The organism is Streptomyces sp. NEAU-174 (genome assembly GCF_052665095.1).
Map to the genome: position 1 here is coordinate 682535 of NZ_JBQTCE010000004.1, position 13047 is coordinate 695581.

The 13047-nt window shown below is 71.4% G+C and carries 17 protein-coding genes; 7 read left to right on the plus strand and 10 right to left on the minus strand.

Annotation, left to right across the window (positions count from 1 at the left end; all coding sequences use genetic code 11):
• The first annotated feature begins 26 nt into the window (after nt 1–26).
• Together ACT2CW_RS15380 and ACT2CW_RS15385 are read left to right on the plus strand one after the other, a co-directional pair.
• Complete coding sequence (locus tag ACT2CW_RS15380) at nt 27–848, plus strand: maleate cis-trans isomerase family protein (RefSeq protein ID WP_445516973.1); 822 nt, start codon at nt 27–29, stop codon at nt 846–848.
• 5 nt (nt 849–853) lie between these two features.
• Nucleotides 854–1333 (plus strand): MarR family winged helix-turn-helix transcriptional regulator, encoded by a 480-nt coding sequence (locus ACT2CW_RS15385; RefSeq protein WP_164431580.1) that lies wholly within the window; start codon nt 854–856, stop codon nt 1331–1333.
• 218 nt (nt 1334–1551) lie between these two features.
• On the opposite strand, the gene ACT2CW_RS15390 is transcribed toward ACT2CW_RS15385, so the two are convergent.
• Nucleotides 1552–2016: a hypothetical protein gene (locus ACT2CW_RS15390; RefSeq protein ID WP_445516974.1), complete on the minus strand. Its 465-nt coding sequence runs from the start codon at nt 2014–2016 to the stop codon at nt 1552–1554.
• Nucleotides 2017–2046: 30 nt separating this feature from the next.
• The gene (locus tag ACT2CW_RS15395) at nt 2047–3111 is read right to left on the minus strand and encodes a helix-turn-helix transcriptional regulator (RefSeq protein WP_445516975.1); all 1065 of its coding nucleotides are present in this window, start codon (nt 3109–3111) and stop codon (nt 2047–2049) included.
• An 86-nt stretch (nt 3112–3197) separates the two neighbouring features.
• Here ACT2CW_RS15395 and ACT2CW_RS15400 point away from each other — a divergent pair, with 86 nt between their 5' ends.
• The gene (locus ACT2CW_RS15400; RefSeq protein ID WP_445516976.1) at nt 3198–3602 is read left to right on the plus strand and encodes a DUF3224 domain-containing protein; all 405 of its coding nucleotides are present in this window, start codon (nt 3198–3200) and stop codon (nt 3600–3602) included.
• A 185-nt stretch (nt 3603–3787) separates the two neighbouring features.
• On the opposite strand, the gene ACT2CW_RS15405 is transcribed toward ACT2CW_RS15400, so the two are convergent.
• The 6 genes from ACT2CW_RS15405 to ACT2CW_RS15430 form a co-directional block, all read right to left on the minus strand.
• Nucleotides 3788–4468: a uracil-DNA glycosylase gene (locus ACT2CW_RS15405; RefSeq protein ID WP_445516977.1), complete on the minus strand. Its 681-nt coding sequence runs from the start codon at nt 4466–4468 to the stop codon at nt 3788–3790.
• A 169-nt stretch (nt 4469–4637) separates the two neighbouring features.
• Nucleotides 4638–5399, minus strand: coding sequence for an SDR family oxidoreductase (locus tag ACT2CW_RS15410; RefSeq protein WP_164431595.1), 762 nt, complete (start codon nt 5397–5399; stop codon nt 4638–4640).
• Nucleotides 5400–5417: 18 nt separating this feature from the next.
• Nucleotides 5418–6179: a 3-oxoacyl-ACP reductase FabG gene (gene fabG / locus ACT2CW_RS15415; protein ID WP_164431597.1), complete on the minus strand. Its 762-nt coding sequence runs from the start codon at nt 6177–6179 to the stop codon at nt 5418–5420.
• A gap of 159 nt (nt 6180–6338) precedes the next feature.
• The gene (locus tag ACT2CW_RS15420) at nt 6339–6734 is read right to left on the minus strand and encodes a DUF3037 domain-containing protein (protein ID WP_037947741.1); all 396 of its coding nucleotides are present in this window, start codon (nt 6732–6734) and stop codon (nt 6339–6341) included.
• Nucleotides 6731–7555: a HipA family kinase gene (locus ACT2CW_RS15425; protein ID WP_138912502.1), complete on the minus strand. Its 825-nt coding sequence runs from the start codon at nt 7553–7555 to the stop codon at nt 6731–6733. Before ACT2CW_RS15425 ends, ACT2CW_RS15420 begins: the two co-directional genes overlap by 4 nt.
• A 591-nt stretch (nt 7556–8146) precedes the next feature.
• Nucleotides 8147–8644 carry a TetR/AcrR family transcriptional regulator gene (locus tag ACT2CW_RS15430; RefSeq protein WP_445516978.1) on the minus strand — a complete coding sequence of 166 codons (498 nt, stop codon included), beginning with the start codon at nt 8642–8644 and terminating at the stop codon, nt 8147–8149.
• A gap of 59 nt (nt 8645–8703) precedes the next feature.
• Here ACT2CW_RS15430 and ACT2CW_RS15435 point away from each other — a divergent pair, with 59 nt between their 5' ends.
• Together ACT2CW_RS15435 and ACT2CW_RS15440 are read left to right on the plus strand one after the other, a co-directional pair.
• Nucleotides 8704–9618, plus strand: coding sequence for a patatin-like phospholipase family protein (locus tag ACT2CW_RS15435; RefSeq protein WP_445516979.1), 915 nt, complete (start codon nt 8704–8706; stop codon nt 9616–9618).
• 117 nt (nt 9619–9735) lie between these two features.
• Entirely contained in the window at nt 9736–9930 is a 195-nt protein-coding gene (locus ACT2CW_RS15440) for a hypothetical protein (RefSeq protein ID WP_445516980.1), read from the plus strand.
• Between the two features lie 779 nt (nt 9931–10709).
• On the opposite strand, the gene ACT2CW_RS15445 is transcribed toward ACT2CW_RS15440, so the two are convergent.
• Entirely contained in the window at nt 10710–11132 is a 423-nt protein-coding gene (locus tag ACT2CW_RS15445) for a Dabb family protein (protein ID WP_257548819.1), read from the minus strand.
• A gap of 73 nt (nt 11133–11205) precedes the next feature.
• Here ACT2CW_RS15445 and ACT2CW_RS15450 point away from each other — a divergent pair, with 73 nt between their 5' ends.
• The gene (locus tag ACT2CW_RS15450) at nt 11206–11859 is read left to right on the plus strand and encodes a TetR/AcrR family transcriptional regulator (RefSeq protein ID WP_445516981.1); all 654 of its coding nucleotides are present in this window, start codon (nt 11206–11208) and stop codon (nt 11857–11859) included.
• A 14-nt stretch (nt 11860–11873) separates the two neighbouring features.
• Entirely contained in the window at nt 11874–12086 is a 213-nt protein-coding gene (locus ACT2CW_RS15455) for a hypothetical protein (protein ID WP_445516982.1), read from the plus strand.
• Nucleotides 12087–12096: 10 nt separating this feature from the next.
• On the opposite strand, the gene ACT2CW_RS15460 is transcribed toward ACT2CW_RS15455, so the two are convergent.
• Complete coding sequence (locus ACT2CW_RS15460; protein ID WP_164431645.1) at nt 12097–13005, minus strand: LysR family transcriptional regulator; 909 nt, start codon at nt 13003–13005, stop codon at nt 12097–12099.
• Between the last annotated feature and the right edge of the window lie 42 nt (nt 13006–13047).

Consider the following 13047-nt stretch of genomic DNA (forward strand, 5'->3'; position numbering starts at 1 on the left):
CCGCCCCGTTTCGGAGGACCAACCCCATGGCAGACCATCACATCGGGCTGATCGTGCCCAGCTCCAACCTGACGATGGAGACCGAGCTTCCCCGGATGCTCAACGCGCGGGCGTCCATCGCGCCCGACGACCGCTTCGTCTTCCACACCAGCCGGATGCGGATGAAGCATGTCACCCCGGACGAGCTGCGCAATATGAACGCGCAGACCGAGCGGGCCGCCCTCGAACTGGCCGACGCGCGGCCCGATGTCGTCGCCACCGCCTGCCTGGTCGCCATCATGGCGCAGGGGCCGGGCCACCACTGTGTGGCGGAGGCCGACATCACCTCCGCGCTGCGGTCCGAGGGCTCCCGGGCGCCCGTGGTCTCCAGCGCCGGCGCCCTGCTCAGCGGCGTCGAGGCGCTCGGCGCCCGCCGGGTCGCGATCATCACGCCGTATATGAAGGAGCTCACCGCCAAGGTGGCCGACTACCTCGAGGACGCCGGGATCGAGGTGGTCGACGCGCTCAGCCTCGAAGTTCCGGACAACCTGGCGGTGGCCCGTCTGGACCCCGCCGACCTGCGTGACCACTGGCGCCGCCTGAACCTGAGCGGGGCCGACGCGCTGGTGCTGTCGGCCTGTGTGCAGATGCCGTCGCTGGCGTCGGTCCAGCCCGTCGAGGACGAGGCGGGGCTGCCCGTACTGTCGGCGGCCACCGCCACCGCGTTCAGCATTCTGACGGAGCTCGGGCTGCCGCCCGTCGTGCCCGGCGCAGGGAGCCTGCTCGGCGGCCGGCTCTCCGGCCCCGCCGGGAGCGGCGCCGGCGTCCGCCCCGATGTCCCTCGGCGTCAACCGTGCGTGCTTAAGTAGGTTCTATGACCGATCCCACCCCGCCCGCCCAAACCGGGCCGGAGGCCCCCACTGCCCTGACGGCCGCGCCCGGCTATCAGGTCCGCCGTCTCTACCAGGCGTATCTCGCCGTGTGGGCACGGGAGGTGGACCCCGTCCTCACCGGCCCCCAGTTCGCGGTGTTGCAGACCGTGGAGGCCCATCCCGGCCAGGACCAGCGTTCCATGGCCGCAGCCGTCGCCCTGGACACCTCCACCATGGCCGATGTGGCTCGCCGGCTGGAGAACCGTGGGCTGCTCGCCCGGAAGACCGCGGCCGCCGATGGCCGTCGCAAACTGCTCTACCTGACCGACGCGGGCAAAGAGGCCCTTCAGGAGGCGAACCACCGGGCGCGCAGGCTCGACAAGATCCTCCTGGAGTCCTTCGACGAGGCGGAACGCGAACGGTTCGTCGTCAAGCTGAAGGAGCTCGCCGACCGCTGGGAGGAGCTGGGGGAGGCGGCCTAAGCGCTCCGCGGGAAGAGCCGCCCTGACCTGTCGTCGATCGTCCGCGGCGCCGTCGTGGCTGGTCGCCCACGCGGCGGAGCCGCATATCGACACAGCCGCGGCGGAGCCGCATATCGACACACCCCCGCGCCCCTTCGGGGCGCTGCCCGAACCGTAGCGGACTTCCTCCGACCTGCTGAGCCGGACCTTCGGTCCTCGACGGTGCCTTCCACCGGCCTTCAGTCCTCGACGGCGCCCTCCAGGACCAGGGTCAGCCGCAGGATGGCCGCCCGCACCCCGTCGCCGTACGGATCCTCGCCGAGCGCGCCGGCGGCCTCGCGCGCCAGCGCCAGCTGGCCCCGGGCCGCCTCCTCCTGGCCCAGCTTCAGATGGCCCGCGGCCACGTTGAGGTGGAGGGAGGGCAGGAACGCCCGCGGCGCCAGGGCCCCGGTGAGTCCGTCCGCGGCGGCGAGCGCCCGCAGGTCCCAGATCAGCTCGTCGAGCGGATCGTCCTGGGTGTCGGCCAGATAGTGGGCGAGGGCGCACCGGTGGAAGGGGGCGCCGTCCCGTTCGATCTCCTGCCACAGCGCGGCGAGGCGATTGCGCGCCTCCTCCCGGTCGCCGCCCCGGTGCAGCATGACCGCCTGCCCGATCCGGGTCAGTACGGCATCGCCCTCCGGCGCCTGGTGCCGCGCTTCCGCCATCGCCGCCTCCCGTCTTTCGGACGACAGACCCTAGCCGCTCGCGCCCGCGCCGCTCGGCGTGTCGTGGCGCGGCGGGTCCTCAGGGGACGTCGTGGCGCGGCGGAACATCTGGGGGTCGTCCGGCGCGCCGTAGCGGCGGGCCAGTTCGGCGACGGCGCGGGCGACGGCCGACCGCAGCTCGGGCGGGCCCAGCACCTCGGCGTCGGTGCCCAGCCGCAGCATGTCGTGGACCGCGACCGGCAGCGACTCCACGGGGAGGACGACGCGCCGTCGCCCCTCGTCGTCGGGCGGGCCCGCCGCGGCCACCGCCTCCGCGCCCACCGCCCCGAACTGCATCGGGAGCAGCTTCACCCCGCGCTCGGAAAGCAGAAGCTCGGCCTCGCCCTGGAAGCGCATGGACTCCAGCCGGCGGGACGACTCCGCCCAGGAGGCGGCGAGGTCGAATCCGGCGGGCCGCTCGAAGACCTCCTCAAGCACCTCGGCGTCGAGGATCCGCGACACCCGGTAGCTGCGCACGGAGTCCTCGACCCGCGCCACCAGGTACCAGATGCCGCCCTTGAGGACGAGGCCCAGCGGGCACAGCTCGCGTCGCACCTCGCCGCGCCAGCGGCGGTAGTGCACCCGCAGGACACGCCGCTCCCATACCGCCTCGGCGGCCGCCGCCAGGTGGGGCACCGGCTCGGCGTCCCGGAACCAGCCCGGCGCGTCGAGGTGGAAGCGCTCCTGGATCCGCCGGGACCGCTCCCCCAGCTCGGCCGGGAGCGCCGCCCGCAACTTGAGCTGGGCCGTGGTGAGGTCGGCGCCCAGGCCCAGCTCGGCGGCCGGGCCCGGCATCCCGGCGAGGAAGAGCGAGTCGGCCTCGTCGCCGGTGAGCCCGGTCAGCCGGGTGCGGTAGCCGTCGAGCAGCCGAAAGCCCCCGGCCGGGCCCCGGTCGGCGTAGACCGGCACCCCGGACGCGCTCAGCGCCTCCACATCGCGGTAGACGGTGCGCACCGAGACCTCCAGCTCGGCGGCGAGCTCGGGCGCGGTCATCCGGCCCCGGTTCTGGAGCAGCAGGAGGAGGGAGAGAAGGCGGTCGGCGCGCATGCGGCCCATTGTGGCCGCCGTACCTGACAGAAGATGTCAGGTACGGCGGCCAGAGTGACGTTCACAGCCGATCCCGGCCCCGGAAAGGACCCACCATGACCACGCACACCACCGGCCACTTCACCTACGCCGACTGGCAGGAGACGGCCGTCGAGGAGACCGAGGGCGGCGCCAAGCTGGCGCGGGCCGTGGTCACGAACGCCTTCTCGGGCGGTATCGAGGCGCCGCGGACCAGCTGCCAGTACGTCATCACCTATCTGCCCGACAAGACCGGCGTCTGCTGCGGCTACGAGCTGCTGACCGGCACCCTCGACGGGCGCGCGGGCAGCTTCGCCGTGGTGCAGCACGCCGGCTGGGGCGAGGACGCCACCGTCCACTGCGCCTTCGAGGTGGTGCCCGGATCCGGCACCGGCGAGCTGACCGGGCTCACCGGATCGGGCACCTTCTCCGCCGTCCAGGGGGAGTCCGAGATCCCCTACAGCTTCGACTACACGCTCTAAGCAGGTCGGAGGAAGTCCGCTACGGTTCGGGCAGCACCCCGAAGGGGCGCGGGGCCGTGTCGATGTGCGGCTCCGCCGCGGCTGTGTCGATATGCGGCTCCGCCGCGCGGGCGCGACCAGCCACGACGGCGCCGCAGCCGGCAGACGACCCGTCGCGACACTTCGAGCGGAGCGCTTAGCCCCGGTCAGGTGCCGAGATCCGGGATCCGCCAGTCGATCGGGGTGTGTCCCTGGGCCTTGACCGCCTCGTCGATCTGGCTGAAGGGGCGCGACCCGAAGAACTTCTTCGCCGACAGCGGGGACGGGTGCGCCCCCTTCACCACCGCGTGCCGCGACGCGTCGATCAGCGGCAGCTTCTTCTGGGCGTAGTTCCCCCAGAGGACGAAGACGGCCGGATCGGGGCGCGCGGCCACCGCACGGATCACCGCGTCGGTGAACTTCTCCCACCCCTTGCTCTTGTGGGAGTTGGCCTCGCCGCCCCGGACCGTCAGCACCGCGTTGAGCAGCAGCACACCCTGCTGCGCCCAGGGCATCAGATAGCCGTTGTCGGGCACCGGGTGGCCGAGCTCCTCCTTCATCTCCTTGAAGATGTTCCGCAGCGAGGGCGGGGTCTTGACGCCCGGCCGCACCGAGAAGCACAGTCCGTGGCCCTGGCCCTCGCCGTGGTACGGATCCTGCCCGAGGATGAGCACCTTCACCTGGTCGAACGGCGTGGCCTCCAGGGCGGCGAACACCTCCTCGCGCGGCGGGTACACCGGCCCCTTGGCCCGCTCCTCCTCGACGAACTCGGTGAGCTCCTTGAAATAGGGCTTCTCCAGCTCCTCGCCGAGGACCCCGCGCCAGGACTCGGGCAGCACATCGGGCACGTCTTCAACCTCCGGTCGGTGTTTCCGTCCTACGGCACAGAACCTACCGGCGGCCACTGACAACGCCTCACACGCGCCCGGGCCACGTCAGCGGCGCGGGGCCGGACCAGGGGCGGCGCGGGCCGGGACCGGGCACCCGGTCGGCCGGTCAGGCGGGACCGGGCGCCGGTCAGCCGAGCCCGGCGCCCAGGAGGATGCCGCCGTCCACCACGAGCGTCTGGCCGGTGACCCACGCCGACTGGTCGGAGGTGAGGAACGCGGCCGCGCCCCCGATGTCCTCCGGCACGCCGAGCCGCTTCAGCGGATAGGCCGCGGCGGCCTCCTCCTCCCGCCCCTCGTACAGGGCGGTGGCGAACTTGGTCTTCACCACCGCCGGGGAGATGGCGTTGACCCGCACCCGCGGGGCGAACTCCTGGGCGAGCTGCACCGTGAGGTTGATCATGGCGGCCTTGCTGACGCCGTACGCCGCGATGAACGGCGAGGACGACATCCCGGCGAGCGAGGCGATGTTGACGATCGTGCCGCCGTTCTCCCGCTGCCAGGCCTTCCATGTCCGCTGGGCGAAGCCCAGCGCCGAGACGACATTGGTCTCGAAGACCTTACGGATCACATCGAGGTCGAGGTCGGCGATGGGCGAGTAGACCGGGTTGGTGCCGGCGTTGTTCACCAGGTGGTCGACCCGGCCGAACGCCTCCATCGTCCGCTCGACGGCGGCCGCCTGGTGCGCCTGGTCATGGGCCTTCCCGGCGACGTAGATCGCACGGTCGGCCCCGAGCCGCTCCACGGCCTCCTTGAGCGCGTCCTCGTTGCGCCCGGTGATGCACACCTTGTCACCGCGGGCCACCATCGCCTCGGCGATGGCGTAGCCGATCCCCCGGCTCGCCCCGGTGATGAGCGCGGCCCTGCCGCTGTCCGGTATCTGCTCGGTCATGTGGTGCGTGACTCCTGATCAGTTGAGCGGGCCGCCGGCCACGTACAGGACCTGGCCGGAGACGAAACCGGCCGCCTCGCCGGTGAAGAAGGCGATCGCGTTGGCGATGTCGGCGGGCTCCCCGACGCGCTGCACCGGGATCTGGCTCGCGGCCGCCTTCTGGAAGTCCTCGAAGCCCATGCCGACGCGCTCGGCGGTCGCGGCGGTCATGTCGGTGGCGATGAAGCCGGGCGCCACGGCGTTGGCGGTGACGCCGAACTTGCCGAGCTCGATGGCGAGGGTCTTGGTGAAGCCCTGCATGCCGGCCTTGGCCGCGGAGTAGTTGACCTGGCCGCGGTTGCCCAGCGCCGAGCTGCTGGAGAGGTTGACGATCCGGCCGAAGCCCGCGTCCACCATGTGCTTCTGGCAGGCGCGCGTCATCAGGAACGCGCCCCGCAGATGCACGTTCAGCACCGTGTCCCAGTCGGACTCGCTCATCTTGAACAGCAGATTGTCGCGGAGCACACCCGCGTTGTTGACCAGGATCGTCGGCGCGCCGAGCTCCTCGGCGACCCGCGCGACGGCGGCCTCGACCTGCTCGGCGTCCGACACATCGCAGCCCACGGCGATGGCCTTGCCGCCCGCCTCGGTGATCTTCTGCACGGTGGCCGCGCAGGCCCCCTCGTCGAGGTCGAGCACGGCGACGACGCGGCCCTCCTCGGCCAGGCGCACGGCGGTCGCCGCGCCGATGCCGCGGGCCGCGCCCGTCACGATGGCAACGCGCTGCTCGGTGGTGGACATATGCGGGTTCTCCCTCGCATCGATGGCGGCTCACCGTCCCGGCCGGGAGTGAGCAACCGCTTAGTCTCTCCTGCGCACGAGACGCTATGAGGCCCGCCACCGCCTGTCAACGACCGCCCGTATGTGCTCGCTCACCTCCGCGCCCTTTGAGCCGGTGTGTCACCGCACCAGCAGCTCGAGCAACCGCTCGACCTCCGCCTCCGCGTCCGCCGTCAGCCCCGTGTGCACCGGCCCCGGCTGGACGACCGTGGAGCGCGGCGCCACAAGCCAGCGGAAGCGCCGCCCCGCGTCCTCCCCCGCCGCCTGACCGGCCCGTTCTCCGCCGCCGCAGACACACTCCACCGCGCGCAGCGCGGCCCGTACCGCGGGCACGTCCGCCGTGGGGTCCAGGGCGCGCAGCCGGTCCTCGTCCAGATGGACCCGGGCCGCCACGAAGGACGTGGCGCGGCAGTAGACGACCACGCCCGCGTTGATCTGCTCACCCCGCTCGACCCGGGGCACGACCCGCAGCACGGCGTACTCGAAGACATCCCGGCCATTGTGGAACCCGCTCACTGCGACGCCTTTCCGTCGACCCACACCCGCAGCCACTCGGGAGCCTTGGACGGCTCCTCACCGGCCCGCTCCCCGAGCGTGATCCTCCGCTCCACCGTGGCCGCCCGCTCCAGCAGCACCTCGACATAGGCGCGGCGCACCGCGTCCGGGCCGTCGAAGCCCGGCTCGTCCGTCAGCCATTCGTCGGGGACGTCCGCCACCACCTCGGTGAGCAGCTCCTCGGTGATCAGCGGCGCGAGCGCCCGGCCGGCCGCTGCGATGTCCGGCGCGAACGGCGCGAGGACATGGTCGGAGGCGTCGTACGGCTTGGTGGCGGCCTTGTCCAGCCCGCGCCAGCCGTGGTGCCAGATCATCGTGGCGCCGTGGTCGATGAGCCACAGCCGCCCGTGCCAGACCAGCATGTTGGGGTTGCGCCAGGAGCGGTCCACATTGCCGATGAGCGCGTCGAACCACACGACCCGCCCGGCCTCCTCCGCGCCCACCTCGAAGGCGAGCGGATCGAAGCCGAGCGAGCCGGGCAGGTAGTCCATGCCGAGGTTGAGCCCGCCACTGGCCTTGAGCAGCTCCTGCACCTCCTGGTCCGGTTCGCTCAGACCGATCACCGGGTCCAGCTGAATCCGCACCAGATCCGGCACCCGCAGCCCCAGCCGGCGGCCCAGCTGACCGCAGACGACCTCGGCGACAAGGGTCTTGCGCCCCTGCCCGGCGCCGGTGAACTTCATGACATAGGTGCCCAGATCGTCGGCCTCGACGATGCCCGGCAGCGATCCGCCCTCGCGCAAGGGCGTGACATACCGGATCGCGGTGACTTCGGTCAACATTTTCCCAGGCTATCCGACTTACTGACCTTGCAATTCACGATTGACTCCGGACAGGTACAAGCCGGGGAATCCGCCCTGGAACCGGACGGATTGCGCGTCGCGCCGCTGCGCCCTCCGGTTCTGCCCGGGCCTCCGCGACGCGGCGAGGACCCGTCGAACTGCGAGGCGTGCCGTGACCGAGGCGATGGGATCTGGTTCAACGACAGTTGGCGGCTCACCCGGATCACGGGAGCTGGCAGCCGAGCTGGGGGTCCTGTCCACTCACGTCGTCCGCCACGTGCAGGGCCTGCCACACATTTCGCGAGCCCATGTCTACCGCATCGGAGATGGAGGCGTACACCTGTCCGGGGCGGCCTCCTTGACCGCTTTGGTGTAGGTGGTGGCCCGGTCACGGCAGATGATCTCGGCACCGGGATGCCGGGCCGGCCAGGCCGCGAACGTCTCCGAGGTGCGGTCGGACGGCGGTGCCGTTCGGTCAGCCCGCCGACCTGCTCGACGAACGTCCTGCGGGAACAACTCCCGCGGTCACAGAAATACCTGCGGACCCGGAGTTGGACCACGACCCGCGGCTGGAGGTTACGCATGACGACGTCAGCTTCCAGTGTTGGCGATGGGTGCCCGCAGGAGAGCGGCGAACTGCTCCAGGGCGAGATCGGTGCGCTCGCGTTCGCCAGTGGTGGTGAGGTCGAACAGCAGGCCGCGGATGACGGCCATGACGAGGGTGGGCGTCGCGGTGTCATCGTTCCCGGTGGTGATGTCGGCGAAGACGGTGCGCAGTGGGCCGAACCAGTCGGTGACGGCCCCGGCCTGGTCCGGGTAGTTCTCGGGGTGGGCCAGCAGGTCGGCGTGGACTTCGAAGAACAGCCGGACGAACGGGGCGCGCTCGGGCGCGCTCAGCCAGGCCCAGATCCCGCGCAGCCGCTCCTCGACGGTGGCGCCGCTCGGTGGCAGGCCGTGTGTGAGGCGCTCCGCGCCGCGCCGGCGTGCCTCGGCGAGAACGGCGGCCACCAGTTCCTGCTTGCTCCCGAAGTCGTAGAGCAGCATCCGGGGACTGGAACCCAGCGCCGCGGCCAGCGGACGGAGGCTCAATCCGGCCAGCCCCTCGGCGAGGACATGGTCACAGCTGTTTCAATAATGGACGGAGAGACATGGAGACCGACGGCATACACGACCTCGACCGGGCGCTGGTCCTGGGGCCCGGCGGGCGTCTGGGCACCGCATGGATGGCCGGACTGGCAGCGGGCCTACACGGCTTCGGGGTAGAGCTGGGCGAGGCCGACCTCATCGTGGGAACCTCCGCCGGGGCGATCCTCGGCGCAGTCCTCGCCACCGGGCAGGACCCAAGCCGTCTCGCCACCCTCCCCGCCCGACCTCCCGCCGACGCCTCGTCCGCGCCGCGCCGCCCCGATCCGGCCATGATGGGCGCAGTCTTCGCCGTCCTTGGCGACCCGGGCCTGGACCCGGCCGACGCCCGTCGCCGGGTGGGCCGCATCGCCCTGGAAACGCTTGACGACCAGGCGGAGAACCGCCTGATCGCCCAGCGCGCCCAACTGATCGCCACCGACAGCTGGCCGCGGCTACCTCTGCTGATCCCGGCCGTTGACGCCGAGACGGGCGAACCCATCGTGTGGGACGCCGCCGCAGGCGTCCCACTGGTGCGCGCGGTCGCCGCGTCCAGCGCCTTCCCCGGAGCTGAGCCGCCCGTCACCGTCGACGGCCGCCGTTACCTGGACGGCGCCTTGCGAGACGGCACCAACACCGACCTGGCCGCCGGCGCCCGCACCGTGGTGGTCATCGACCCACTCGCCCACCGCCACCCCCGCCCCAGGACCGACGGCGCCCACCTCGTGGCCCCCGATCCGGCCACGGCGCGCCTGCTGGACGCCGAGCGGAGCGACCCCGAAGCGTGGACAGCGGCCTACCAGGCCGGCGAGGCCCAGGCCGGCACGACAGCCGAGGAACTGCGCGCGCACTGGCGGCCTGCCACCGACCGCAGTCGAGAGGCTCCGGATCGCCCTGCGCCCGCTTCCCTTCATCTTGGGCGATGTGAGGAGACCGATTGAGCAAGTTTACGGGGCCTCCCGAGCAGGGTGGCGAGATCCAAAGAGCGCCATCAGATCCGGGACACCTGGGAACGCCGCCCGCCCAGCGGCTTACCAGGCACGGCCCAGCACAGAAGAATGGAGCTGGTGGAGCCGGGCGAGCTGGACACGGCCCCCGTAGCGGCGGCCGCCGACGCTGCCCGGGAACGCACCGCCCAGTACCTCCTGGCCATGCGGCTGGAGCAGCTGCACGAGCAGGCCGCGAGGGGCCGGCTGCGCGAGCTCGCCGCCCGGCTCCTCGACGGCGACATGGCCGGGGCGGTGATCGCATGACGACCGAGCCGAGCGGCGTCGACCTCGCACCGCAGGCCCTGGCCGCCGCCCGCGAGCAGGCGAAGAAGGGCCTTCGATGCGGACACCGGCCGCCTGGGCGTGGTCCCCGACGCCCCGCCCTACGGAACCAAGCTGCGCTGGAGCGCGCAGAAGCTGATCGCGGCAGCCAACGCGGAGGTGCCGGGCGCGAACGTGCGTACCTTGCATGTCCTGCCGCCGCCCCCGGCGACACGGGCTCCGCCTCGGCGGCCGCCGACCCGGACCTGCGGCCGGCTGCGCCCGAGGCGCCGGTCCGTACACGGGAGGCCGCGTCGCCGGGCTACCAGCGGGTGCTGGTAGCCCACCAGGCCAGAGCGCGCCCTCGACCCGCGGATCGCGGCTGCCATCGAGCGGCAGAACTCAGGCTCCTCCATGCGGTTGCGCCACCCGTTGGTTCGCCGCCGAACCTCCGTGCCCAGGTTCGTCCCGGCACGGCGAACCCGAGGTTTGGCCGCGACCGAGAAGCGCTGCGGGGCCAGACCAGGCGCGCTTGGTGAGGAAGCTGACTGCTGGTGCTCGATCGTCTTTCATGACGTGACGTCCGCGGTATCCACGTGCCCGGATGGACCGCGTGCCTCAGGGCCCTGGGGAAGTCCCGTGCTGGACGAGGTGGGGTGCGGCCAGGCAGATGGTGGCGGCCTTGCCGCACCCCCGAGCGGGTGCACGAAACGGGCTGTCGGCCTTCTCACGTGGTCGGCGGCCCATTGCGGTCGGATCCGCGAGGACGGCGGCGGGTCCGGTCATGAACGGTCTGACGGCCCCGAGGCGACCTGTATCTCAAGGAGCGGTTCGAGTTGGGCGGCCCACTCCGGGTGCATGGCGGCCTTCTTCTCGTGCAGCGCCATGATCTCGCCGGCCAGCTCTGGGGCCATGTCGTCGGAAAGGTCGGGGCCGATGGAGATCTTGGCCAGGTGCGGGATGATCTCGGGATCTCCCGCCAGGTGAACCGGGTCGTGCATGTACCGCTCGAGGGCCGCCAGGTCCTCGATGCCCACGCAGTAGGCGTGGGTGAGGCCGTCGGCGGGATCGCCCAGGCTCTGCCCGACGGTTGCGAACGAGACCGACTCGACGGACGCCGTTCGCCGCATCAGCGCGAGCACTTGGGCCTTCTGCTCCTCGGTCGTCCCGTCCTTGAAGGCGAAGCGCAGCGTGTGAACGATCATGGTTTCCCCGTCCGTGATTGAACTAGCCAGTTCAGTAGATCTGCCTTATCGGTATCGAAGTTAGAATGAACCCATGGGTTCAACAGCGTCAAGCGGGGGCAGTGGCGTCTCGCGCGGGCGGGTCGACAAGCGACAGGCGATCTTGGACGCCGCGTTCGCCGTCTTCGCGCGGCGCGGATACGCACAGGCATGCGTCCAGGAGATCGCGGAGGAAGCGCGCGTCGCCAAACCGACCGTCTACAGCCACCTGAACGACAAGGAGACCCTCTTCCGCCACACCATCGAGGCAGCGGCCGACACCCTGATGGCAGAGAACCTCGCGGTCGTCGAGCGGCTGCGCGAGCGAGCCCCGGACGATGACCTGCGTGCGGCGCTTGCGGACCTGGCCCAGCGACTGCTGCGGATCTGCTGCGGTGAACGCGCCCGCGCACTGCGCTGGTTGACCTACGCCCAGGTGGCGCGATTCCCCGACCTGATCGAGACCGTGCAGGAGCGCACCGCGCACCGTCCCCGCGCGGCGCTCGCCGATCGGCTGGCCCGCCTCTCGCTCGCCGGCCGCCTGCGCCCATGCGACCCGGAGCAGGCCGCCGAACACTTCTTCGCCCTGCTCACCGGCCCTTTGGAGTCCCGCTCCCGGCTGGGCACCCGTCGCGTCCCCGCCGCCAAGCTCCGCGTCATCGCGGATGCGGCCGTGGACGCCTTCCTGCGCGCGTACGGGAGCGACTGAGCGGTCTGTCGCCCGTGCCCCAGGTTGCTGATCTGCTCGAATGTCACGATACACAGGCGGGTGGGCATCCGGCCGCGCTGCTGGACGGCACCTACCGCGAGGTCGTCGTCCGGGTCCCGGACAACGCGCAGATCGGACCGGCGCCGAACAGGCGTTCCTTCCAGCTCCCCGACCCGCCCGGCGGCCTACGGCCCCTCCGGGACAAGCACGCGGCCGACGACCAGTGAGGCCCTCGGCTCAGAGGGCGGTATGCGGGGCGAGGAGGCTGGTGCCGCACCAGTTCTGCTGATGGAGGTGGTCGAGCACGGCTGCCTCCGCCGAACCTGGGTGGCGGCGTGTACCGACGATGACGGGTTCGGTCAGGGAAGGCAGGAACGGGCGGGCTAGCCGTTCGAAGCTTTCGGGCACGGCCGATGCCGGAACCACGGTGACGCCCAAGCCCTGGGCTGCCAGTCGCACGGCGGTGGAGATCTGTGACGCTCGGGCCACCGTGGGCGGGCTGATGCCCGCGTCGGCGAGCAGGCGGGCGAGGTATTCGTCGAGCAGGCTGGCGCGGCGGAAGCGCACCCATCCCTGTGTCGCAAGGTCTGCCATGCACAGGGCCCTGTCGCCGGCGAGGAGCGGGTGTCCCTCGGGCAGGACGGCGACGTAGGTCTCCTCGCCCAGGGGGTGGATGTCGAATGTGCAGCCGGTGGGGATGCGGTGGACGAGGACCATGTCGAGCGTTCCCTGGCGGGCCAGCCGTTCCATATCCGCTGGATCGGGCTCCTCGTGGAGAATGACCTGGAGTTTCGGGTGGCGGTGGCGGAGCCGGCCCAGCGCCAGAGGGAGCTGTCGTGCTCCCAGGCCCATGTGGACGGCGATGATGAGTTCACCGGCCAGTTCCCCGGACGCGGCACGGGCAGCCAGGACGGCTCTGCGGGACGCGGTGGTCGCGATCTCTGCCTCGGCGAGGAAGGCGCGTCCGGCCATGGTCACTGTGACCCCGCCCGATGTCCGAGTGAACAGCTGCACACCGAGGTGCTTTTCCAGAGCGCCGATCTGCTGCGACAAGGACGGCTGCGTGACGCGCAGACGCTCAGCAGCCGCTGTCATGGAGCCTTCTTCGGCCACAGCCAGAGCGTATTCGTATTGCCGCAGGTTCATCCGTTTCCACTTTCCGGGGGCATAGGCAATGCCAATCTCAAG

Coding starts and splice junctions, on each gene's coding strand:
- ACT2CW_RS15435 (WP_445516979.1), top strand. CDS start 8,704: ATGGAGACCGACGGCATACACGACCTCGACCGGGCGCTGGTCCTGGGG.
- ACT2CW_RS15425 (WP_138912502.1), bottom strand. CDS start 7,555: ATGTTGACCGAAGTCACCGCGATCCGGTATGTCACGCCCTTGCGCGAG.
- ACT2CW_RS15460 (WP_164431645.1), bottom strand. CDS start 13,005: ATGAACCTGCGGCAATACGAATACGCTCTGGCTGTGGCCGAAGAAGGC.
- ACT2CW_RS15440 (WP_445516980.1), top strand. CDS start 9,736: ATGGAGCTGGTGGAGCCGGGCGAGCTGGACACGGCCCCCGTAGCGGCG.
- ACT2CW_RS15410 (WP_164431595.1), bottom strand. CDS start 5,399: ATGACCGAGCAGATACCGGACAGCGGCAGGGCCGCGCTCATCACCGGG.
- ACT2CW_RS15390 (WP_445516974.1), bottom strand. CDS start 2,016: ATGGCGGAAGCGCGGCACCAGGCGCCGGAGGGCGATGCCGTACTGACC.
- ACT2CW_RS15385 (WP_164431580.1), top strand. CDS start 854: ATGACCGATCCCACCCCGCCCGCCCAAACCGGGCCGGAGGCCCCCACT.
- fabG (WP_164431597.1), bottom strand. CDS start 6,179: ATGTCCACCACCGAGCAGCGCGTTGCCATCGTGACGGGCGCGGCCCGC.
- ACT2CW_RS15445 (WP_257548819.1), bottom strand. CDS start 11,132: ATGATCGTTCACACGCTGCGCTTCGCCTTCAAGGACGGGACGACCGAG.
- ACT2CW_RS15450 (WP_445516981.1), top strand. CDS start 11,206: ATGGGTTCAACAGCGTCAAGCGGGGGCAGTGGCGTCTCGCGCGGGCGG.
- ACT2CW_RS15395 (WP_445516975.1), bottom strand. CDS start 3,111: ATGGGCCGCATGCGCGCCGACCGCCTTCTCTCCCTCCTCCTGCTGCTC.
- ACT2CW_RS15380 (WP_445516973.1), top strand. CDS start 27: ATGGCAGACCATCACATCGGGCTGATCGTGCCCAGCTCCAACCTGACG.
- ACT2CW_RS15400 (WP_445516976.1), top strand. CDS start 3,198: ATGACCACGCACACCACCGGCCACTTCACCTACGCCGACTGGCAGGAG.